Raw genomic sequence first — 23,505 nt, 5'->3', positions numbered from 1 at the left:
CTGAATGGGCGACTGCCTCCGCACCGGCCTGAGCAGCCAACCGAAGAATTTTGTGGCTAGGGTGGCGAACCGTATTTGGCCGGTCGTGTTCGTCTTCCGATGGAGAGGCCATCAGTGTCCCTGACACACATTCGCCCAGCGCATGGCGACAGCGCGTGGATCAAGAGATACCGACCGCTGGAGTCACCCTCTCTGCGGCTGTTCTGCCTGCCGTACGCGGGCGGCAACGCCGGGGCGTTCCACCGGTGGGCCCAGGCCCCGCTCGACGGGGTCGAGGTGGTCGCCGTGCAGTACCCGGGGCGTCAGGACCGCTTCGCGGAGGAGTGCCTGCCGGACATGGAGGCGCTCGCCGACGGCGTCGCCTCGGCCCTCGTGCCGCTGCTCGACCGGCCCTTCGCCCTCTTCGGGCACAGCATGGGGGCGTCGGTCGCCTACGAGGTGGCGCTGCGCCTGGAACACCGCTATCGGGCCAGGCCACGGCGGGTGTTCGTGTCCGCCGCAGCCTCCCCGCTGCGCCCCCGGAGCCACACGGACGTACATCTCAGAAGCGACGACGCGATGGTGGAGTGGTTCGGTGAACTCGGCGCGATGGACGAGGCGGTGCTGGCGGACCCTGAACTGCGTCCGCTCGTGCTTCCTGCGATGCGTGCGGATCTGCGGCTCATCGAGACCTACCGGCCACCGTCGGGCCGGCTGACGACCGCCCCGGTCACCGCGTACGTCGGTGACGCCGACCCCGGAGTCGACCCGGACGACGCGCGCGCCTGGCAGGACCTGACCTCCGCGGAGTTCTCGTTCCGTGCCTTTTCCGGGGGGCATTTCTATCTGTCGGACCACGAAGAAGCACTTCTGGCCGACATCACCGAACGGCTGGGAGGAGACTGCAAATGATCGGTCACGACGACGAAGTGGCCCGCCGCGTCCGGGAAATCATGGTCGACGTACTGGATCTCCGGCTGACGCCGGCGGAAATACGCGACGACATATCGCTCTATTCTCCGGTGATCCGCCTGGACTCGCTCAACCTGCTGCAACTCCTGATGGCGGTCGAGGAAGAATTCGGCGGTCATATCGAGGACGAGGACATCATGGAGGCCGACCTGGAGAACGTCGGCGACCTCGTCGCGCTGATCGGCAAGCACATGCCGGCGACCGCGGTCCGGGACGGCGTGGCATGAAGGTGACCCGCAACCAGGTCCTGCTCGGCGAGGACGACGTCCCCACCCACTGGTACAACATCCTGGCCGACCTGGACGTGCCGACGGCCGACGTCCGCCGGGCCCGCCCGCGCACCGGACCCGCCGACGGCACCCCGCCGCAGCCGGGCGCCGCGTCCGGGCTCGCCCCCAACATCCCGCTGTCGATGTACCGGGCAAGCGTGGGCCGCGAGCGCTTCGTGGAGATTCCCGCCGAGGTCCGCGCCGAGTACCAGCGCTGGCGGCCCACCCCGCTGGTCCGGGCCCGCGCCCTGGAGCGCGTCCTCGACACCCCGGCCCGCATCTACTACAAGTACGAGGGCGCCAACGGGGTGGGCAGTCACAAGCTCAACTCCGCGCTGGCCCAGGCGTACTACTACAAGAAGTCGGGCGTCGAGCACCTCACCACCGGCACCGGCGCCGGGCAGTGGGGCAGCGCCCTGGCCGTGGCCTGCCAGGCCATGGACCTCGAGTGCACGGTGTTCATGGTCCGGGTCAGCCACGACCAGAAGCCCTACCGGCGCGCGCTGATGGAGCTGCACGGAGCCAGGGTCGTGCCGAGCCCCGGCGGGCTGACCGAGACCGGGCGCAGGCTGCAGGCCGAGCGGCCCGACAGCGCGGGCAGCGTCTCCGTCGCCAACGCCGAGGCGCTGGAGTACGCCAGGTCCGTGCCGGGCGGCCGGTTCTGCGTGGGCAGCGGCGAGAACCACGTCCTGCTGCACCAGACGGTCATCGGCGAGGAGGCGCTCAAACAGCTCGCCGCCGTCGGCGAGTTCCCGGACGTCGTCGTCGCCTCCATGGGCGCCGGCAGCAACTTCGCCGGTCTCGCCTTCCCCTTCCACCGGGAGCGGCTGCGCACCGGCGCCGCCACCCGGCTCGTCGCGGTCGAGCCCGAGGCCTGCCCCAAGCTCACCCGGGGCCGGTACGCCTGGGACTACAACGACATCTCCGGCACCACCCCGATGACCAAGATGTACACCCTCGGCCACGCCTTCGAGGCCCCGGGCGTGCACGCCGGCGGGCTGCGCTACCACGGGGCCGCGCCGCTGGTCAGCGCGCTGTACGACCAGGGCCTGATGGAGGCCGTGGCCTACGGCCAGAACACCGTCTTCGAGGCGGGCGTGCTGTTCGCCCGCGCCGAGGGCCTGGTGCCCGCACCCGAGTCGGCGCACGCCGTGCGGGCCGCCGTCGACGAGGCCGTACGGGCCCGCGAGGAGCGCACCGAGAAGGTCATCCTGCTCAACATCAGCGGGCACGGCATGCTCGACCTGTCCGCCTACCAGCAGTACCTGTCGGGGCAGTTGGACGACCACGTGGTCTCCGACGAGACCATCGCCGCCTCGCTGGCCGCCCTGCCGGACGCCGAGCCCGCGGGTGCGGTGTCATGAGACTCGCCCCCACCGACGAGCAGACGGCGCTGGCGGAGCGGCTGCGCGAACTCGGCGCCACCGCCCTGGGCGGCGACCTGGAGGAGCGGGAGCGCAGCCGGACCCTCCAGCCCGGCGACTGGCAGCGCTGCGCGGACGCCGGGGTGTTCGCGCTGCCCGTCCCGAAGGAGTACGGCGGCCTCGGCCTCGACCCGCTGACCTGCGCGCTGGCCCTGGAGGGCCTGGGGCGGGGCTGCCGGGACAACGGGCTGCTGATCGCCGCCGGCGCCCACCTGTGGGCGGTGGAGCTTCCGCTGCTGCTCTTCGGCACCGAGGAACAGAAGCGCCGCCACCTGCCGGCCCTGGTCGACGGCAGCAGCATCGGCGCCCACGCGATCACCGAGGCGGGCTCCGGCTCCGACGCGCTGTCGCTGTCCGCCGTGGCCCGGCGCGAGGGCGACCACTACGTGCTGAACGGCGGCAAGCGGTTCATCACCAACGCGCCGGTGGCCGGCCTGTTCATCGTCTACGCGACCGTCAACCCCGAGCTGGGATTCACCGGCGTCACCGCGTTCCTCGTCGACCGGGACACGCCCGGCCTCACCGTCGAGAGCGGCTTCGAGAAGACGGGGCTGCGCACCGCGCCCTGGGGCGAGATCGTCCTGCGCGAGTGCCGCGTCCCCGTCGCGAACCGGCTCGGCGCGGAGAAGCAGGGGTCGAGGATCCTCGCCACCGCCATGGCCTGGGAACGGTCCCTCATCCTGGCCCCGCTGCTCGGCACCATGCAGCGCCAGATCGACGAGTGCACCCGGTACGCCCGCAGCCGCGAGCAGTTCGGCAGCATCATCGGCCGCTTCCCCTCCGTGTCCCACAGCGTGGTCGGCATGCAGATACGGCTGGAGGCCGCCCGGCTGCTCACCTACCGCGCCGCCTGGGACCTGGGCCGGGGCGACACCGGCTCGGTGTTCCCGGAGGCCGCCCAGCTGGAGACCAGCGAGTCCGCCGTCCAGACCTTCCTGGACGCCGTCCAGCTCTACGGCGGCCTCGGCTACACCACGGCCACCGACGCCGAGCGCAATCTCCGGGACGCCCTCGGCACCCGGATCTCCTCCGGCACCTCCGACATGCAGCGCAAGGTGATGGCCGACAAGCTGGGCCTCACCGTCCGGGCGCGGCACACCGCGGACGGAAGGCACACACCGTGACGACCCTTGCCGACCTGCTCACGCGCGCCGCCGCCGAGCGGCCCGGCGCCCCCGCGCTGCGCGACCGCGAGCGGACGCTGACCTACGCCGAACTGGACCGGGCCGCCGGTGCGCTGGCCGCCGCGCTGCGGCAGGCCGGCGTCGGCCCCGGCGACCGGGTCGGGCTGTGGCTGGCCAAGTCCGCCGAGACCGTCGTAGCCGTCCACGCGGCGCTTCGGCTGGGCGCCGCCTACGTACCGGTGGACCCCGCGGCCCCGCCCGCCCGCGCCGCCTACATCCTGCGCGACTGCTCCGTCGCGGCCCTGGTCACCGACAGCGGCCGGCTCGCCCTGCTGGACGAGCAGCACACCGGCGACGACGACCCGATCCGGCTCGTCGTGGTGACGGACGCGCCGGACCCGGCGCCGGACGGACGTCCCGGAGGCGCCCGGCGGCTGGGCTGGCAGACCGCGCTGGAACAGGCCCCGGCCGACGGCCTCGCGCCCGCCCCGGCCGCGCCGGACGACCTCGCCTACGTGCTGTACACGTCCGGTTCCACGGGCACCCCGAAGGGGGTCATGCTCTCGCACCGCAACGCGCTGGCGTTCGTCGACTGGGCCGTGGCCGAGACCGGGCTGACCGCCGCCGACCGGGTGTCCTCCCACGCCCCGGTCCACTTCGACCTCTCCGTCTTCGACCTGTTCGCCACCGTACGGGCCGGCGCCTGCCTCGTCCTGGTGCCGGAGAACCGGCGCGGGCTCGGCGTCGCCCTGAACCGGCTGGTCGCCGAGGAACGGATCACTGTCTGGTACTCGGTGCCGGGCGCCCTGATCCGCATGCTCGACGCGAAGAACCGCGAGCTGCTGGAGTCGAGCGGGCTGCGCACGGTCCTGTTCGCCGGGGAGCCGTTCCCGCTCAAGCACGTACGGCGGCTGCGCGAGGCCCTGCCCGAGGCGGCGCTCTACAACCTGTTCGGGCCGACCGAGACCAACGTGTGCACCTTCCACCGGGTCACCGGCGACGACCTCGCCCCCGGCCGGACGGCCCCGCCGCCCATCGGCCGGCCCTGCCCCTACGCCCTGGCCACCCTGCACGACGCGGACGGCCGCCCGGTCGACGACGTCCCCGGCGCCGAGGGTGAACTGGTCATCGCCGGCGACTCGGTGATGCTCGGCTACTGGGGCGCCCCCGAGGGGCCGGCCGGGGTGCACCGCACCGGCGACCTGGTCCGCCACGAGGCCGGCACCGGGTACGTCTACCTGGGCCGCCGGGACCACATGGTGAAGATCCGCGGCTACCGCGTCGAACCCGAGGAGATCGAGGCCCGGCTGCTCGAACTGCCCGAGGTGCACGAGGCCGCCTGCGTCGCCGTACCGGACCCCGGCGGCGACCCCGACGCCACCGCGCTGGAGGTCCACGTGATCCCCGCCGACGGGGCCCGCCCCGACCCGGACGCGCTGCGCCGGCACTGCCTGGAGCACCTGCCGCGCTACATGGTCCCGCAGGAGTTCCGGTTCCTGACGGCGTTCCCGCGCACCTCGACGGGCAAGGTCGACCGCCGGGCGCTGGCCGCGCTGCCGCGCCCGCGCCCCGAGGAGGAACCGTGCCTGGTGAACCACTGACCCTGGAGGTGCCCAGCCGGATCCTCGGCCGCACCAAGCGCGCCACGGTCCTGCTGCCGGACGGCTACGAGCCGCACGGCCCCGGCCACCCGGTGCTCTACCTGCTGCACGGCTACGGCGGCGGCCGCGGCACCTGGCTGGAGCGCACCCGGCTCGCCGAGTACCTCCGGGGCAGCCGGCTCGTGGTGGTCATGCCGGAGAGCGGGCGCCGCTGGTTCGTCAACGACCACGCGGGCCTGCGCTACGAGGACCACTTCACCGAGGAACTGCTGCCCGCCGTCGACGCCCGGTTCAACACGCTCGCCCGCCGCTCGGCCCGGGCCGTGGGCGGGTTCTCCATGGGCGGGGCGACCGCACTCTTCCTGGCGCTGCGCCATCGCGCCCTGTTCTCGGCCGTCACCTCGCACGCGGGCGCCTTCGAGGCCCCCCGGCGGATCGGCGACCCCTACCACGAGCACCGCGGCGAACCGGACTTCCTGATGCCGACGGTCGAGAGCCACGAGCGCGTGTGGGGCCCGCCCGGCAGCGAGACCCGGCGCAGCTACGACCCGTACCGGCTGATGGCGCGGGAGGACCCACTGCCGCCGCCGGCCCTGTACCTGGACGTCGGCACCGGCGACCACGACCGCATGGTCCGGATGAACCGGTCCGTGCGCGACGCCCTGCGGGAGCGGGGCTGGCCGCCGGAGTACCGGGAACTGCCGGGCGGCCACGACTGGCAGTTCGTGAACGACGCCCTGCCCGGCGCGCTGGCCTTCCTGCACGGCCGGCTCACCGCGGCGGCCGCGACACCCCAGGAGGTACGGGCATGACCGCCGACGAGAAGGCGCCCGTGGTCCTGGTGACCCGGCCGCGCGAAGGCGTGGTGGCGGCCACTCTGAACCGTCCCCACCGCGCCAACGCGCTGACCGAGGAGGTCTTCGAGGAGCTCGGCGCGCTCTGCGCCGTGCTCGCCGCCGACCCCTCGGTGCGGGTGCTCGTCCTCAAGGGGGCGGGGGAGACCTTCTGCTCCGGGTACGACGTCGCCGAGGTCGGCCGGGTGGCCGCGCTGCCGCCGCTGGAGCTGACCGCCCTGCTGGAGCGCCAGGCGGAGGTGATCGCCGCGCTGCGCGAACTGCCGCAGACCGTCGTCGCCGCCGTCGACGGGGTGGCGGCCGGCGCGGGTCTCTCGCTCGCCCTGGCCGCCGACGTCCGCGTGCTCACCGCCCGTGCCCGGCTGCGGGCCGCGTTCGTGCGGATGGGCCTGTCCGGCGGCGACATGGGCGCGTCCTGGCTGCTGCCGCGGATCGCCGGGTTCGGCTTCGCCTCCGAGATGCTGCTCACCGGCCGGTTCGTGACCGCCGAGGAGGCTCTCCAGCGGGGCCTGGCGGGCCGGGTCTGCGCCATCCAGGACCTGCTGCCCGTGGTCATGGAGAGCGCAGGCCAGATCGCCGGCAACAGCCCCGTGTCGCTGCGGCTGACCAAGCAGGTCCTGCAGTCCAACATCGACGCCCCGTCGCTGCGGGCCGCGCTGGAGCGCGAGATCCCCGTGCAGGTGATGGCGGCCAAGTCACCCGACGTCCACGAGGCGGTGGCCGCCTTCCGCGAGCGCAGGTCCCCGCACTTCGGCACCGGCGACCGGGCCGGCACCAAGGAGGAACAACCATGACGCAGACCAGCACGACCTGGGCACCGAAACTGGTCGGGCCCGCCGAGGCGGGCGTCGCCGCGAGCCCCGACGGGCTCGCCGAGTACCTGCGCGGCACCGACCTCGACGACCTCCTCGGCCGCGAGAAGGCGGTCGTCCTGCGCGGCTTCTCCGTCACCGAGGACAGCTACGACGGCCTGGCCGGCCTGCTGCTGCCGGAGCGGCTGGCCTACGTGCACGGCAACTCCCCGCGCACCAAGGTCGGCCGCAACCTCTACACCTCGACCGAGTACCCGGCCGAGTACGAGATCTCCATGCACAACGAGATGTCGTACGCCAGCTCCTGGCCGTCGCGGATCCTCTTCCACTGCGCGATCGCCGCCGAGACCGGCGGCGCCACACCGGTGGTCGACGGGCAGCTGTGGCTCGACTCGCTGGACGCCGAGGTGCGCGAGGCCTTCGCCGGCGGGGTGCGGTACACGCAGAACCTGCACGACGGCGTCGGCTTCGGCAAGAGCTGGCAGGCCACCTTCGAGACGGACGACCGGACGGCGGTCGAGGAGTTCCTCGCCGGCACGGGCGCCGACCACGAGTGGCGTGCGGACGGCTCGCTGCGGGTGAGCCTGCTGCGCCCGGCCACCCTCACCCACCCGGTCACCGGGACCGAGGTGTGGTTCAACCAGGCCGACCAGTTCCACCCGGCGGGACTCGGCGAGGACGCGGCGGCGCTGGCCGAGGTGATCCCGGAGGACGAACTGCCCCAGCACGCCGTGTTCGCGGACGGTTCGCCGATCCCCGACGCGTACGTCCGGCACATCCAGGAGACCGGGATGCGGCTGGCCGTCGACGTGGACTGGCAGGTGGGCGACCTGCTGTTCGTGGACAACGTGGCCGTGGCGCACGGCAGGCGGGCGTACACGGGGCAGCGGCGCATCCTGGTGGCCATGTCCGGCTGAGCGCACGGAAAAAAGGGGGGAGGCCCGGCGGCCTCCCCCCTTTCGTCGTCCCGGCCGGTGGCCGTGGCCGTCCGGCTCAGTGGTCGCGGTACACCGCCTGCACGGCCATCCGCCGCAGTCCCTCGGCCCAGTCGGCCCGTACCGTCCCGCGCAGCGCGTCCTCCGCCGCCGCCAGCCGGTCGGCGATCACCGACTCCACCCGGTCCCGGACCCCGGTACGCAGCAGCAGGTCGTGCAGCTCGTCGGGGTCGGTCGCGGACAGGTCGTCACCCACCAGCTCCCGCACCTCCGGCACCGTCTGCAGCGCCAGAGACATCAGCAGCGTCATCTTGTGCTGCTTGAAGTCCAGCCGGGCCGGCTTCCCCGTGGCCGCCGAGGTGCCGAAGGCGTCCAGCAGGTCGTCGCGCAGCTGGAAGGCCTCGCCCACCGCGAGCCCGTACGCCTCGAACGGCGCCATCAGCTCGTCCGCACCGGCCAGCCGCGCACCCATGGCCAGCGGCCGGAAGACCGTGTACCGGCCGGACTTGAACAGCGCGATCCAGCTGGACAGTGCCGCGTCCGGGGCGAACTGGGCGGCGGCCCGCACATCCAGGAACTGACCGACCATCAACTCCGTGCACAGCTCGCCCCAGACCGGCCGCACCCGCTCCGGGCAGCCCGCGAGCAGCCGCTCCGCGTACACCAGGGCGAGGTCGCCCGCCAGGACGGCGACGCTCTCGCCGTAGCGGCTGGCCGTCCCGCGCCAGCCCCGCTCGGTGTGCAGCTCGGCATGGGCGACCTGCGCCGTCGAGGCGCCGCGGCGCAGCTCGGACTCGTCCATCACGTCGTCGTGCAGCAGCGCGAAGCTGTGCAGCAGCTCCAGCGCCGCGGCGACGTCCACGATCTCCGCACTGTCCGGGTCGCCACCGGCGGCCAGATAGCCGGCCACGCAGAACGCGGGGCGCAGCCGCTTGCCGCCGCTGCCGACCATGCGCGCCACGCAGTCGACGAGTTCGACGGAATCCGGGTTGCGTGACTTCCACACCCGGCGTTCCTCGTCCAGGAAATTCCGCAGGCGCAGCTCGACGCGGTTCAGCAACTCGTCCCGAGTCGCGATTGTTTCCATGAGTCCGGTGTCCGTGAATTCCTGGCTCACCGGCGGGGCGGTCGACATGTCAGCTCTCCTCGTGCCGCGGCAGCGATCGAACCGGGAACCAAGTGAATGACGCTGCCTCTTGATCTCCAATGGCCCGGCCCATTCTTCCGGCGCGGACGCCGCCGTGAACGGCAGAGGCAGCTCCTCGTCCAGCCACCGTCCAGGTCGGACGAGGCGGCCGCACCTAGTCTCCGACATGGCAAGCGGGCCGATCCAGGTGAATCGAGCACGGCGGCGAAGGTGCGCCCGTCGTCGGTGTCCGCCGCATATACCCGGGTGAATTGACGAGGAGTCATGGAGCGATTTCAGTCTTTTGTCGACGGTGCGCGGAAGTTTCCTCTGACCGGCGCGCAGGCCGGGGTGTGGTTCGCGCAGCAGATGGACCCGGACAGCCCGATATTCCGGGCGGCTGAATACCTGGAAATTCACGGACCGGTCGACCCGCAGCTCTTCGAGCGGGCACTTCGGCGCCTGGTCGACGAGGCCGACGCGCTGCACGTGCGGTTCCTGGAGACCGACGAGGGTCCCCGGCAGACGGTCGGCCCGGCTCCCGAGTGGACCCTGCACGTCGTCGACGTCTCCGCCGCCGCGGACCCCCGGCAGGCGGCCGAGGAGTGGATGAGCCGCGACCTGCGCCGCCGCGTCGACCTCACCCGCTCACCGCTGTTCACCCAGGCCCTGTTCCGGGCCGCCGAGGACAGGTGGTTCTGGTACCACGCCTACCACCACATCCTCCTCGACGGTGTGGGCGCCTCCCTCCTGGTCCGGCGTGCCGCACACCTGTACACGGCCCTGGCCGAGGCCGCCGATCCCGGGCCGTCGCCGTTCGCCTCCGTGCGCGCCCTGCTCGACGACGACGCCGCCTACCGCGCGTCCGCCGCGTTCGACGAGGACCGCGCCCACTGGACCGACCGCTTCGCCGACCGGCCCGAACCGGTGGCGCTCTCGGCGCGTCCCCTCAAGCCGTCCGCCGAGTTCGTCCGCCGTACCGTCCTGCTGCCCGAGGACGTCCAGGGCGAACTGACCGCGGCGGCCGAGCGGATCGGCGTGGCCCGTTCCCGCATCGTCATCGCCGCGACCATGGCGTACCTGCACCGCCTGACCGGCCTGACCGACGTCGTCGCGGGTCTGCCGGTCACCGCGCGCACCCACGACGAGGTCCGCAAGGCGCCCGGCATGGTCGCCAACGTGCTGCCGCTGCGGGTGGCCGTCGACTCCGCCACCACCGTCGGCGAACTGCTCGACCGCACCCGGACCGCCCTGCGCGAACTGGTGCCGCGCCAGCGCTACCGCGGCGAGGACCTGCGCCGTGACCTCGGCCTCGGTCACGAGTACCGGCGCTTCTTCGGGCCGCTGCTCAACGTCGTCCCGTTCTCCTACGACATCCGCTTCGCCGGCCACCGCGCGGACGCCCGCAACATGTCGCTGCGCCTCATCGAGGACCTCGCGATCTCGGTGTACGACCGCTCCGACGGCAGTGCGATCCGCGTCGACTTCGACGTCCACCCCGAGCTGTACGACACCGCGGAACTCGCCGCGCACCAGGAGCGGTACGTCCGCTTCCTGGGCCGCCTGGCCCGCGCCCTGGAGCACCCCGCCACCCCCGTCGGCCGCCTCGGCTTCCTCGACGACGCCGAACGCGCCCTCGTCGTACCCGCCGTCGAGCCGGTCCCCGCCGATCCCACGGCCACCTTCCCCGCCCTGTTCGAGCGGACCGCGGCCCGCTTCCCCGACGCCCCGGCCGTCCGCTTCGGCGACACGGTGCTCGACTACGCCGAACTCAACCGGCGGGCCAACCGGCTGGCCCGGCACCTGACCGCCCGCGGCATCGGCCCCGAGGACCGGGTCGCGCTGCTGCTGCCCCGCTCCGCCGATCTCGTCGTGGCCGTGCTCGGCGTGCTCAAGACGGGCGCCGCGTTCGTGCCGCTCGATCCCGCCTACCCCCGGGCCCGGATCGAGCACGTCCTCGGCGACGCCCGGCCCTCCTGCCTGCTGGCCCACTCCACCACCGCACCGCTCGCCGGCGAGGCCGCCGGGGCCGCGCCCCTGCTCGTGCTGGACGACCCCACGGTGACGGCCGCCCTGGCCGGGCGGCCGGGCGGCGATCTCACGGACGCCGAGCGCACCGCCCCGCTCACCGTGGACCACCCCGCCTACGTCATCTACACCTCCGGTTCCACCGGCCGGCCCAAGGGCGTCGTGGTCACCCACCGCGGCGTCCCGCACCTCGCCGACACCTTCGTCGGGCACATGCGGGTACGGCCCGGCAGCCGTGTGCTGCAGTTCGCCTCGCTGGGCTTCGACGCCATGGTCCCGGAGCTGTGCATGGGCCTGCTGGCCGGCGCGTCCTTCGTGCTGGCGCCCGCCGAGCACCTGATGCCGGGCGAGGCGCTGGCCGCGTTCACCCGCGCGGCCGGTGTCACCCACGCGATCCTGCCGCCGTCCTCGCTCGCCGTCATGGACCCCGCCGGTGACCTGCCCGCCGACCTGGTCATCCTGGTCGCGGGCGAGGCATGCTCCGGCGACCTGGCCGAGCGCTGGTCGGCCGGGCGGCTCTTCCTCAACGGCTACGGCCCCACGGAGACCACCGTCTGCGCCACCATCAGCGAACCCCTCGCCGGAACCGGCGAACCCCCGATCGGCCGCGCCGTCACCGGCAGCCGGACCTACGTCCTGGACGCAGCCCTGCAGCCGGTGCCGCCCGGCGTGACCGGCGAACTGTACGTGGCGGGAGCCTCCCTGGCCCGGGGCTACCTCGGCCGGCCGGCGCTCACCGGCGAGCGCTTCGTCGCCGACCCCCACGGCCTGCCCGGGGAGCGGATGTACCGCACCGGCGACCTGGCGCGGCAGCGCCCCGACGGCACCCTGGAGTACGCCGGCCGGGCCGACGAGCAGGTCAAGATCCGCGGCTACCGGGTCGAGCCCGGCGAGGCCGAGGCCGCCCTGCGCGAGCTGGACGCGGTCGCCCAGGCCGCCGTGGCGGTACGCACCGACCGGACCGGCGTGCCCGCCCTGGCCGGTTACGTCGTGCCCGCCGACGGCCGCACCCTCGACCTCGCCGCCCTGCGCGCCGCCCTGGCCGACCGTCTCCCCGGCTACCTGGTGCCCGCCACCCTCACGGCCCTCGACGCCATCCCCGTCACCCCCAACGGAAAGACCGACCGCAAGGCCCTGCCCGACCCGGGCGCGGGGACCGGCGGCGCGCCCGCCACGCCGTACGCCCCGCCGCGCACCCCGCGCGAGGAGCGCCTGTGCGCCCTGTTCGCGGAGGCACTCGGCACCCCGCAGGTCGGACTCGACGACGACTTCTTCGCCCTGGGCGGCCACTCCCTGCTCGCCGCCCGCCTCACCCCGCGCATCCGCGCCGAACTCGGTGTCGAGTGCGGAGTCGAGGCTGTCTTCAAGGCGCCCACCGTGCGCCGCCTGGCCGAGCGGCTCGCCGACGCCGCGCCCGCCCGTCCCGCGCTGGCGCCGGTGGAGCACGACGGCGACCCCGAACTCTCCGCCGCACAGCGCCGGTTGTGGTTCCTGCACCGTCTGGAGGGCCCCAGCAGCGCGTACCACATCCCGCTCGTCCTGACCCTCGACGGCGGCCTGGACACCGAAGCGCTCACGGCCGCCCTCACCGACCTCACCGACCGGCACGAGGTGCTGCGGACGGTCTACCCCGACCGTGACGGCACCCCCCGCCAGCACATCACGCCGCCCGGCGACGGACCCGCCCTGCGGCGCCGGGCCGCGGCCAAGGCCGAACTGCCCGCCCTGCTCGCCGAGGAGACCGCCCGCCCCTTCGACCTCGGCACCGAGACCCCGCTGCGGGTCACCCTGTTCACCCTCGCCCCGGGACAGCACGTCCTGCTGCTCCTGCTGCACCACATCGCCGCCGACGGCGAGTCCGTCGCCCCCCTGCTGAACGACCTGCTCACCGCCTACGCGGCCCGCACCCGGGGCCGTGCGCCCGAGCTCGCCCCGCTCCCGGTGAGCTACGCCGACCACGCCGTCTGGCAGCGGCGCCTGCTCGGCGACGAGGACGCGCCCTCCGAGGCGGCCGTGCGCCAGCTCGCCTACTGGCAGGACCGGCTGGCGGGCCTGCCCGACCACCTCGACCTGCCCTTCGACCGGCTGCCCGCGGCCACCGCGAGCGCGCCCGGGGCCCGCACCCTGACCACGCGTCTGGACGCGGACACCCACGCCCGCCTCGCCGCGCTGGCCCGGTCCGCCGGCGCCACCCCCTTCATGGTGCTCCAGGCCGGGCTGTCCGCCCTGCTCGCCCGCCTCGGCGCCGGGGACGACATCGTGCTCGGCGCCCCTGTCGCCGGCCGCGACGACGAGGCGCTGCAGCCGCTCGTCGGCTTCTTCAACAACACACTGGTGCTGCGCACCGACACCGCAGGCAACCCCTCCTTCACGGAGCTGCTCGCCCGGGTGCGGGAGGGCGACCTCGCGGCCTTCGCCCACCAGGACCTGCCGTTCGAGCGGCTGGTGGAGGCCCTGAACCCGGTGCGGTCCGCCTCCCGGCACCCGCTGTTCCAGGTGATGCTGTCCATGGACGGCGCGCGCCGCCCGCTGCCCGAACTGCCCGGCCTGCGGCTGGGACTCATGGACGTGCCGAACACCACGGCCAAGTTCGACCTGTCCTTCAACGTCCGCGAGGAGCACGCCGCTTCCGGCACCCCCGACGGCGTCCTCGTCGCCCTGGAGTACCGCACCGACGCCTTCGAGGCGAGCACCGCCCAGGACCTCCTGGACCGCTTCGCCCGGCTGCTCACCGCCGTCGCGGACGACCCGGAGCTGCGCGTCGGCGACGTACCGCTGCTCACCGACGGGGAACTGCGCCGGGAGCTGGTGGAGTTCAACGCCACGGCGGCCGACGAGTCCCTGACGGACGTGGTGCGCCGGGTGCGGGAGACGGCCGCGCGCCGGCCGGACGCGGTCGCGGTGTCGGACGACGACGGCGAGCTGACGTACGCCGGACTCGTCGACCTGCTGGACCGGATCGCCGCCCGGGTCGGCGCTCTGCCCGCCGGGCCGGAGCCGGTGGTGGCCGTGCTCGCGGAGCGCGGCCGCTGGGCCGTGGCCTCGCTGCTGGGCATCCTCGCCGCGGGCGCCGTGTACCTGCCGCTGGACACCCGCTCACCGGTGGCCCGTTCCGCCGAGCTGGTGGCCGACGCCGGGGTACGGCTGGTGCTCGCCGGACCCGGGCTGACCGACCTTGCGGCCGGGCTCGGCACGGAGGCGGTGGCCCTGGACGGCGACCTGACCGCCCAGGCGGCCGTCGCCGTCCCGGCCGTCCCGGACCGGCTGGCGTACGTACTGTTCACGTCCGGTTCCACCGGTCGGCCCAAGGGCGCGATGGTGCACCACCGGGGCATGAACAACCACCTGCTGGCCAAGATCGAGGACCTCGACCTCGACGCCCGCGACGCGGTCGTGCAGAACGCGCCGCTCACCTTCGACGTCTCCGTCTGGCAGATGCTCGCGCCACTGGTGGTCGGTGGCCGGGTGGTGGCCGTCGGCCAGGAACTGGCCGTCGACGCCGTCGGCCTGTTCCGGACGGCCGGGCAGGACGCGGTGACCGTGCTGGAGGTCGTGCCGTCGCTGCTGCGGGCCGCGCTGGACGCCTGGGACGAGGGCGCCGAGCTGCCCGAACTGCCCGCGCTGAACTGGCTCGTCGTCACCGGCGAGGACCTGCCGGCCGAGCTGTGCCGGCGCTGGTTCGCGCGCTTCGCGGCGGTGCCGGTGGTCAACGCCTACGGCCCCACCGAGTGCTCGGACGACGTCACGCACGCCGTGATCACCGCCGCCTCGGCCGGATCCGAGCGGGTGAGCGCGCCGATCGGGCGGGCCGTGCGCAACACGTCCCTGTACGTGCTGGACGACCGGCTGCGGCCGGTGCCCGCCGGTGTCCCCGGTGACCTGTACGTCGCCGGCACCGGGGTCGGCCGGGGCTACCTGGACGACCCGGCGCGCACCGCCGGTGTGTTCGTGGCCGACCCCTTCGCGGCGGACGGGACCCGGCTGTACCGCACCGGCGACCGCGTACGCCGGCTGCCCGACGGACAGCTGGAGTTCCTGGGCCGCCGGGACGCGCAGGTGAAGATCCGCGGCCAGCGGGTCGAGCTGGGCGAGATCGAGGCCCGGCTGCGCGAGGTGCCTGGCGTCACCGACGCGGCGGCCACGGTCGTCGACGGCCGGCTGGTGGCCCACCTGGTCGGCGGCGCCGACTCCGAGGCGGTCCGCGAGGCGGTCTCCCGGGTGCTGCCGGAGCACATGGTCCCCACCGCCTGGACGGCGCTCGGGTCGATGCCGCTGACCGCGAACGGCAAGGTGGACCGCAAGGCGCTGCCCGTGCCCGACCTGACCCGCACGGCCGGCCGGGCGCCCGCCACGGCGCAGGAGGAGATCCTGTGCGGGATCTTCGCCGAACTCCTCGGCGTGGAACGGGTCGGCGCCGACGACGACTTCTTCCAGCTCGGCGGCCACTCCCTGCTGGCCACCCGCCTGGTGGCGCGGGTCCGTTCGGCGCTGGACGCGGACGTCTCCGTCGCCACCGTCTTCCGCAACCCCAGCCCCGCGGGCCTCGCGGCCGCGCTCGGCCTGCGCCCGCCGGCGCGCGCGGTCCTCGCCCCGCGGCCCCGCCCCGAGGTGCTGCCGCTCTCACCCGCACAGCGCGGCCTGTGGTTCATCAACCGGCTCGACCCCGCCGACGCCTCCTACAACATCCCGCTGGTCGTCCGGCTCACCGGCGCCCTCGACCGGCCTGCCCTGGAAGCGGCCCTGGCCGCCCTGGTGGCCCGGCACGAGACCCTGCGCACCGTCTTCCCGGAGTCCGAGGGCACCCCGCGTCAGGTCGTGCTGCCGGCCGACCCGGCGCGCCCCCGCCTGGACGTCGTCGACGCCGCCGGCCGGGACGAGACGTCCCTGATCGCGGCCGTCACCGGCCGGGGCTTCGACCTGGCCACCGAACCGCCGCTGCGTGCCGCCCTGCTGGAGCGCGGTCCCGAGGAGCACGTCCTGGTGCTCGTCGTGCACCACATCGCCAGTGACGGCTGGTCGACCGCGCCGCTGCTGAGCGACCTGTCCGCCGCCTACCGCGCCGCGCTCGACGGCCGGACCCCCGACTGGGCCCCGCTGCCCGTCCAGTACGCCGACCACGCGCTGCGCCTGCACGAGCGGCTGGGCGCCGAGGACGACCCCGACAGCGTGCTGTCCCGTCAACTCGCCCACTGGAAGGGCGCCCTGGCGGATCTGCCGGAGGAACTCACGCTGCCCACCGACCGGCCCCGGCCGCGCGAGAGCGGCCGCACCGGCGGCCTCGTCCCCTTCGAGATCGGCGCCGGCACCCACCGGGCCGTCCTGCGCGCGGCCCGCGAGCACGGCGTCACGCCGTTCATGGTGCTGCACGCCGCGCTCGCCGCCCTGCTCACCCGTGTCGGAGCGGGGGAGGACATCGTCATCGGCGGCTCGGTCTTCGGCCGGGACGACGACACGCTCCGTGACCTCGTCGGCTTCTTCGTCAACTCCCTGGTGCTGCGCACCGACACCTCCGGCGACCCGACGTTCGGCGAACTGCTCACCCGGGTCCGGAGCGCCGACATCGACGCGTTCGACCACCAGGACCTGCCGTTCGAGCGGCTGGTGGAGGCCCTCAACCCGGTGCGCTCGGCCGGCCGGCACCCGCTGTTCCAGACCAAGCTGGTCCTGCAGAACCTCGGGCGTCCGGCGGCCGACCTGCCCGGCCTGACCGCCGAGTTCGTCCAGCAGGACCCCGATCTGGCCAAGTTCGACCTGCTGTTCAGCGTCGCCGAACGGTTCGGCGAGCAGGGCGAGCCGGCCGGGATCACCGCCGCGGCGGGCTACTGCGCCGACCTGTTCGACCAGGCCACCGTCGCGTCCCTGACCACCCGTTTCGTACGGCTCCTGGAGGCGGCCCTGGCCGACCCCGCCCGGCGCCTGACCGAGCTGGAGATCGTCTCCGCCGCCGAGCGGGACGAGGCCCTGCGGCGGCGCAACGACACCGCGGCGGAGGTCTCCAGGCGCACCCTCGCGCAGCTCTTCGCCGCGCAGGCGGCCCGCTCGCCCGAGGCGCCCGCCGTGGTCTGCGGCCCGCGGGAACTCAGCTACGCCCGGCTCGACCAGGACTCCGACCGGCTGGCCCGGCTGCTGCTGGCCCACGGAGCGGGCGCCGGGTCCGTGGTGGCGTTCGCGGTACCGCGCTCGGCCGAGGCGGTCGTCGCGATGCTCGCGGCCGGGAAGGCCGGCGCCGCCTACCTGCCGCTCGACCCCGAACAGCCCGGCGACCGCGTCCGGACCCTCCTCGACGACGCCCGTCCGGCGCTGCTGCTGACCACCCGGGCCGCCGTGGACACGGCCCCACACCTCGCCGAACGGCCCGGCACCACCGTCGTCCTGGACGATCCGGACACCGAGGCGGCCCTCGCCCGGCTGGCCGCCGGCCCGCTCTCCGACGCCGAGCGCGGCGCCCCGCTCACCCCGGACGACGCCGCGTACGTCGTCTACACCTCGGGTTCCACCGGCACCCCCAAGGGCGTCGTGGTGGAGCAGCGCGCGATCGCCGAGTACGCCACGTACTGCGCCGCCCGCTACCCGGGGCTGGCCGGCCGCACCCTGCTGCACTCGCCGCTCTCCTTCGACCTGGGCCTGACCGGCCTGTACGGCACCCTCCTGGCCGGCGGCTGCCTGTACGTCGCCGACCTGGACGAACGGCTGCGGGTGCCCGACGGTCTCACCTTCGCCAAGGTGACGCCCAGTCACCTGCAGATGCTGCTGGAGCTGCCCGAGGCCTGCTCGCCCACCGCCCAGCTCGTCATCGGCGGCGAGGCGCTGCACGCCGAGCAGCTCGCCGCCTGGCGCGAGCGCCACCCCGGCGTCGAGGTCGTGAACCACTACGGACCCACCGAGACCACGGTCGGCTGCCTGGACCACCCCGTCCCCGCGGGCAGCGCGCTCCCGGCCGGACCGGTCCCGCTCGGCCGGCCCATGACCAACACCCGGGTCTACGTCCTCGACGCCCGGCTCAACCCGGTGCCGGACGGTGTCACCGGTGACCTGTACGTGGCGGGCACCGGCGTGGCCCGCGGCTACCTCCACCGCCCCGCACTGACCGGCGAGCGGTTCGTGGCCGACCCGTTCGGCCCCGCCGGGTCCCGGATGTACCGCACCGGTGACCGGGTCCGCTGGAGCCGCGACGGACTGCTGACCTACGTCGGCCGCGCCGACCACCAGGTCAAGGTGCGCGGCTACCGCATCGAACCGGGCGAGGTGGAGGCGTGCCTGCTCACCGCGCCCGGGGTGACCCAGGCCGTCTGCCTGGTCCGCGAGGACCAGCCGGGCGACCGGCGGCTCGTCGCCTACGTCGCCGCCGAGGCCGGCCCCGGCGCCGCCGAGGGGCTGCGCTCCCACGCGGCCGCGGCGCTGCCCGCGTACCTGGTGCCGTCCGCCGTGGTGGTCCTGGACCGGCTGCCCCTGACGGCCAACGGCAAGGTCGACCGCGCCGCGCTGCCCGACCCCGCCGCCCCGTCCGGCCCCGTCGCACGGGCGCCGCGCACCCCGGAGGAGGAGATCCTCTGCGGTCTGTTCGCCGACATCCTGGGCACCGGACCGGTCGGCATCGACGACGACTTCTTCGCCCTGGGCGGCCACTCGCTGCTCGCGATGCGCCTGCTCAGCCGTATCGCCACCACCCTGGGCGCCCGGATCGGCATCAAGGCGCTGTTCGACGACCCCACCGTCGCCGGCATCGCCGCCCGCCTGGGCTCGGCCACGGACACCCGGCCGCCGCTGGTGCCCGCCGAGCGCACCGAGCGCGTCGCCCTGTCCTACGCCCAGCGCCGCCTGTGGTTCCTCAACCGCCTGGAGGGCTCCGACGACGCCACCTACAACGTCCCGCTGGTGCTGCGCATCGGCGGCGGACTGGACCGGGCCGCGCTGCGGGAGGCGCTGCGCGACGTCGTCACCCGGCACGAGAGCCTGCGCACGGTCTTCCCCGAGCGGGACGGTGTGCCCTGGCAGCGGGTCCTCGGACCGGTCGAGGGCGCGCCCGTGCTGGAGGAGACCGAGACCGGGCCCGACGGCCCGGCCGAGGCGATCCGCGAGACCGTCACCCGAGGCTTCGACCTGGTCTGCGAACCCCCGCTGCGGGCCCGGCTGCTGACCGGCGCCGACGAGTCCGACGAAGCCGTTCTCGTGCTGGCCGTGCACCACATCGCCACCGACGGCTGGTCGATCGCCCCGCTCCTGCACGACCTCGGCCGTGCCTACACCGCCCGGGTACGCGGCGCCGCGCCCGACTGGCGCCCGCTGCCGGTGCAGTACGCCGACTACTCGGTGTGGCAGCAGGAGGTCATGGGAGACCCGCAGGACCCGGACAGTCCGCTGGCCCGGCAGCTGGCGTACTGGACCGAGGCCCTGGCCGGGCTGCCGGAGGAGCTGGACCTGCCCACCGACCGGCCCCGCCCGGAGGCCGCCGGCTACCACGGCGCGAACGTGCCCCTCGCCCTGGACGCCGCGGCGCACACCGCGCTCGCGGAGCTGGCAGGCAAGAGCGGCGTCAGCGTCTTCATGGTGCTCCAGGCCGCCCTGGCCACGCTGCTGACCCGGCTCGGCGCCGGCACCGACATCCCGCTCGGCACCCCGATCGCGGGCCGCACCGACGACGCCCTCGACGACCTGGTCGGCTTCTTCGTCAACACCCTGGTGCTGCGCACCGACACCTCCGGCGACCCGACCTTCCGGGAGCTGCTGGCCCGGGTCCGGGAGACCGACCTGGCCGCCTACACCCATCAGGACCTCCCGTTCGAGCGCCTGGTGGAGGAGGTCAACCCGGTGCGCTCGCTGGCCCGGCACCCGCTGTTCCAGGTGATGCTGGTGCTGCACAACGCCATCAGCGACCGGCCGCACGCCGAACTGGGCGGCCTGCCGGTCCGGGTGGAGGCCACCGAGGCCCCCGTGGCCAAGTTCGACCTCTCCTTCAGCCTGTGGGAGCGGCACACCGACGAGGGCCGGCCCGACGGCATCGCCGGGCAGATCGAGTACGCCACCGACCTCTTCGACGCCGCCACCGCCGAGGCGCTCGCGGCGCGGCTGACCCGGCTGCTCACCGCCGCCGTCGCCGAGCCCGACCGCGGCATCGGCGACCTGCCGGTGCTGGCCGAGGACGAGCTGCACACGCTGCTCACCGACCGCAACGACACCTCCGTGGCCCGCCCCGAGGCCGCCCTGCCCGAGCTGTTCGCCGAGCGGGCCGCCCGGGCGCCCGATGCCCCGGCCGTGCAGAGCGCGGACCTGACCCTCACCTACGCCCAGCTCGACGCCCGCGCCGAGGCCCTCGCCGACGCGCTGGCCGAGCGGGGTGTGGGCACCGAGGACCGGGTGGCGCTGCTGCTCGGCGGGCGCGTCGACCACGTCGTGGCCGCGCTGGCGGTGGCGAAGGCGGGTGCGGTGTACGTACCGCTGGACGGGCGCAGCCCCGAGGCCCGCCTGCGGCACATCCTGGCGGACACCGCCGCCGTGGCCGTCGTCACCGACCGTGCCACCGCACCGCTCGTCCCGAAGGGCGCGGCCCCGCTGGTCCTGGTCGACGACCCGGCGCTCCGGTCCCGGCCGGAGGGCACCCGTCCGCGGCCCGCCGTCCGCCCCGACGCGCTCGCCTACATCATGTACACGTCCGGCTCGACCGGAGCGCCCAAGGGCGTCGCGGTCACCCACCGCGGGGTCGCCGGACTGGCCCGCGACCGGTACTGGGCCCACGGCCCCGAGGACCGCGTCCTGTTCCACTCGCCGACCACCTTCGACGCCTCGACGTACGAACTGTGGGGCCCGCTCCTGAGCGGCGGCCGGATCGTCGTCTGCGACGCGGAGGCCACCGACATCGCGGCCCTCGCCCGCACCATGACCGACCACCGGGTCACCGTCGGCCTGTTCAGCGAAGGCCTGTTCCGGCTGCTGGCCGAGCACCACGCGGACAGCTTCCGGCACCTGCGCGACATCTGCGTCGGCGGCGACACCCCGGCCGCGACGAGCGTCCGCCAGGTCCTCGCCCACGCCCCGGCCGCCCGCATCACCAACAGCTACGGCCCCACCGAGTCCACGCTGTGCGTGGTCCACCACACCCTCACACCGCGGGACCTGGAGCGCGGCGCGGTTCCCATCGGCCGCCCGCTGGACAACACCCGCGTCTACGTCCTCGACGACCGCCTGCGTCCCGTACCGGACGGCGTCGTCGGCGAACTCCACGTCGCCGGAGAGGGCCTGGCCCGGGGCTACGCGGGCCGCGCGGCCCTGACCGCCGAGCGGTTCGTCGCCGACCCCTACGGCCCGGCCGGCTCCCGGATGTACCGCACCGGCGACCGGGTCCGCTGGAACGCCGACGGCGCACTGGAGTTCGTCGGCCGCGGCGACGACCAGGTCAAGGTGCGCGGCTTCCGTATCGAACCCCGCGAGGTGGAGAACGCGGTCGCCTCCTTCCCCGGCACCGCCCACACCTTCGTGACCGTCCGCGAGGACCGGCCCGGCGACCGGCGTCTTGTCGCCTACGTCGTACCGGCCGGCCTGGACGTCACGGCGATGCGCCGGCATGCGGCCGGGCTGCTGCCCGACTACATGGTCCCCGACGCCTTCGTCACGCTGGACGACCTGCCGCTCAACGCCAACGGCAAGCTCGACCGCGCGGCCCTGCCCGCACCGGAGCGCTCCGCCACCGCCGGCCGGGCACCGGGCGACGCCCGCGAGCGGCTGCTGTGCACGCTCTTCGCCGACCTGCTCGGCGTCGCCGACGTCACCGCCGACGACAACTTCTTCGCCCTCGGCGGCGACAGCATCGTCTCGATCCAGCTGGTCAGCCGCGCCCGCCAGGCGGGCCTGGCCCTCACCCCCCGGGACGTCTTCCAGCACCAGACGGTCGCCGCCCTCGCCCGGGCGGCCGCCGAAGCCGGCGACCGGGCGGTCGAAGACGACGGCACGGGACAGGTGCCGGCCACCCCGATCATGGAGTGGCTGCGCGAACTCGGCGGCCCGATCGAGGGCTTCAACCAGTCCGTGCTGCTCCGGGTCCCGGCGGGCCTGACCGAGCACACCCTGACCGAGGCGGTCCAGGCGCTGCTGGAACGGCACGACGCCCTGCGCGGACGCCTCGACCGCGCCGAGCCCGGCCCCTGGCGGCTGGAGATCCCCGCCGCCGAGACCGCCGACGCCACCCGCCACGTCCGCCGCGTCGACGTCGCGGACGTACCGGAGACGGACCTCGAGCCGCTGCTGACCCGCGAGGCCGAGGAGACCCGCCGTTCGCTCGACCCCGACAAGGGCGACATGCTGCGCGCCGTCTGGTTCGACGCCGGCGCAGACCGTCCCGGACGCCTGCTGCTGATGGCCCATCACCTGGTCGTCGACGGAGTGTCCTGGCGCATCCTGGCCCCCGACCTGATGGACGCGTGGCTCGACGGTGACCGCGAGCTCGCGCCGGTGGGCACCTCGCTGCGCACCTGGGCGCACCGGCTCGCCGAACGGGCCGTATCCCCGGCGGCCGAGGACCAACTCGCCCTGTGGGAAGGCCTCACGGCCGCCCCCGACCCGAGGCTGACCGCCCGGCCGCTGGACCCGGCCGAGCACACCAAGGGCACCGCCCGCCACCACACCGCCGAGCTGCCGCCCGAGCGGACCGAAACCCTGCTCACGACCGGAGCCGAGGAGTCCCTGCTCACCGGGTTCGCGCTGGCCGTCGCCGAGTGGCGGCGGCGGCGCGGCACCGGCGGCGGAAGCCCCGTCCTGATCCACCGCGAGGGCCACGGCCGTGACGGCGACGACACCGCCGACCTGTCGCGCACGGTCGGCTGGTTCACCGCCATGCACCCGCTGCGCCTCGACCCCGGCATCCGCTGGCACGAGACGGCGGATCCCGACGCCCTCGCCGGGGCGCTCGCCCGGGTCGCGGAGCAGTTGCGGGCCCTGCCCGACAAGGGCACCGGCCACGGCCTGCTGCGCCACCTCAACCCGAGGACCGCACCGCTGCTCGCCGCCGGGCACAGCCCGCAGATCGCCTTCAACTACCTGGGCCGGGTCCGCACCGGCGGCGACGGCCCCACCGCCTGGGGCGCGGCACCCGAGCGGGTGACCGTGGCGCCCACCGACCCCGGCATGCCGTTCGCGCACGCCCTGGAACTGAACGCGATCGTCCACGACGGCCCCGACGGCCCGCGGCTGAAGGCCACCTGGTCCTGGCCCGGCGCGCTGTTCGACGAGCCGGAGATCGCGGCCCTGACCAACCTGTGGTGGGAGGCGCTGGACGCGCTGACCGGGGCGACACCCGGCCCGGACGCCGACCCCGCCACCCCTGCCGATCTCTCCCTGGTGGACCTCCTCCAGGACGAGATCGACGAGCTCGAGTCCGACTGGAGGCAGTGA

Annotated in this window: 10 protein-coding genes; 9 read left to right on the top strand and 1 reads right to left on the bottom strand. The window is 74.5% G+C overall.

The genetic code is table 11. The annotated features are described in order from the left end of the window. Window positions 1-114: 114 nt before the first annotated feature. Genes FB157_RS29315 through FB157_RS29280 form a run of 8 tightly spaced genes read left to right on the top strand, consistent with a single transcriptional unit; the run spans window position 115 to window position 7,952 of the window. The gene (locus FB157_RS29315; RefSeq protein ID WP_261386593.1) at window positions 115-891 is read left to right on the top strand and encodes a thioesterase II family protein; all 777 of its coding nucleotides are present in this window, start codon (window positions 115-117) and stop codon (window positions 889-891) included. Beyond that, the gene (locus FB157_RS29310; RefSeq protein ID WP_145883672.1) at window positions 888-1,178 is read left to right on the top strand and encodes a phosphopantetheine-binding protein; all 291 of its coding nucleotides are present in this window, start codon (window positions 888-890) and stop codon (window positions 1,176-1,178) included. The genes FB157_RS29315 and FB157_RS29310 overlap by 4 nt, the downstream gene beginning before the upstream one ends. Then, complete coding sequence (locus tag FB157_RS29305; protein ID WP_145883671.1) at window positions 1,175-2,584, top strand: TrpB-like pyridoxal phosphate-dependent enzyme; 1,410 nt, start codon at window positions 1,175-1,177, stop codon at window positions 2,582-2,584. Before FB157_RS29310 ends, FB157_RS29305 begins: the two co-directional genes overlap by 4 nt. Continuing rightward, the gene (locus FB157_RS29300; RefSeq protein ID WP_145883670.1) at window positions 2,581-3,768 is read left to right on the top strand and encodes an acyl-CoA dehydrogenase family protein; all 1,188 of its coding nucleotides are present in this window, start codon (window positions 2,581-2,583) and stop codon (window positions 3,766-3,768) included. Before FB157_RS29305 ends, FB157_RS29300 begins: the two co-directional genes overlap by 4 nt. Beyond that, on the top strand, window positions 3,765-5,369 hold the full coding sequence (locus tag FB157_RS29295; RefSeq protein WP_145883669.1) for an amino acid adenylation domain-containing protein: 1,605 nt from the start codon (window positions 3,765-3,767) through the stop codon (window positions 5,367-5,369). The genes FB157_RS29300 and FB157_RS29295 overlap by 4 nt, the downstream gene beginning before the upstream one ends. Further along, window positions 5,351-6,181, top strand: a complete 831-nt coding sequence (locus FB157_RS29290) for an alpha/beta hydrolase family protein (RefSeq protein ID WP_261386592.1) — start codon at window positions 5,351-5,353, stop codon at window positions 6,179-6,181. Before FB157_RS29295 ends, FB157_RS29290 begins: the two co-directional genes overlap by 19 nt. Then, window positions 6,178-7,017 carry an enoyl-CoA hydratase/isomerase family protein gene (locus FB157_RS29285; protein ID WP_145883668.1) on the top strand — a complete coding sequence of 280 codons (840 nt, stop codon included), beginning with the start codon at window positions 6,178-6,180 and terminating at the stop codon, window positions 7,015-7,017. The genes FB157_RS29290 and FB157_RS29285 overlap by 4 nt, the downstream gene beginning before the upstream one ends. After that, window positions 7,014-7,952, top strand: coding sequence for a TauD/TfdA family dioxygenase (locus tag FB157_RS29280; protein WP_145883667.1), 939 nt, complete (start codon window positions 7,014-7,016; stop codon window positions 7,950-7,952). Before FB157_RS29285 ends, FB157_RS29280 begins: the two co-directional genes overlap by 4 nt. 76 nt (window positions 7,953-8,028) lie before the next feature. On the opposite strand, the gene FB157_RS29275 is transcribed toward FB157_RS29280, so the two are convergent. Then, the gene (locus FB157_RS29275) at window positions 8,029-9,105 is read right to left on the bottom strand and encodes a polyprenyl synthetase family protein (protein WP_186581731.1); all 1,077 of its coding nucleotides are present in this window, start codon (window positions 9,103-9,105) and stop codon (window positions 8,029-8,031) included. A gap of 276 nt (window positions 9,106-9,381) precedes the next feature. On the opposite strand from FB157_RS29275, the gene FB157_RS29270 reads away from it, so the two are divergent. Further along, window positions 9,382-23,505 carry a non-ribosomal peptide synthetase gene (locus FB157_RS29270; RefSeq protein ID WP_145883665.1) on the top strand — a complete coding sequence of 4,708 codons (14,124 nt, stop codon included), beginning with the start codon at window positions 9,382-9,384 and terminating at the stop codon, window positions 23,503-23,505.

The organism is Streptomyces sp. BK340 (assembly GCF_007827595.1).
Lineage (GTDB): Bacteria > Actinomycetota > Actinomycetes > Streptomycetales > Streptomycetaceae > Streptomyces.
This window is presented reverse-complemented; position numbering and strand designations above follow the sequence as displayed.

Excerpts from the sequence above, each read along its gene's own strand:
- FB157_RS29285 (WP_145883668.1), top strand. The coding sequence starts at position 6,178 with ATGACCGCCGACGAGAAGGCGCCCGTGGTCCTGGTGACCCGGCCGCGC.
- FB157_RS29305 (WP_145883671.1), top strand. The coding sequence starts at position 1,175 with ATGAAGGTGACCCGCAACCAGGTCCTGCTCGGCGAGGACGACGTCCCC.
- FB157_RS29310 (WP_145883672.1), top strand. The coding sequence starts at position 888 with ATGATCGGTCACGACGACGAAGTGGCCCGCCGCGTCCGGGAAATCATG.
- FB157_RS29275 (WP_186581731.1), bottom strand. The coding sequence starts at position 9,105 with ATGTCGACCGCCCCGCCGGTGAGCCAGGAATTCACGGACACCGGACTC.
- FB157_RS29270 (WP_145883665.1), top strand. The coding sequence starts at position 9,382 with ATGGAGCGATTTCAGTCTTTTGTCGACGGTGCGCGGAAGTTTCCTCTG.
- FB157_RS29300 (WP_145883670.1), top strand. The coding sequence starts at position 2,581 with ATGAGACTCGCCCCCACCGACGAGCAGACGGCGCTGGCGGAGCGGCTG.
- FB157_RS29280 (WP_145883667.1), top strand. The coding sequence starts at position 7,014 with ATGACGCAGACCAGCACGACCTGGGCACCGAAACTGGTCGGGCCCGCC.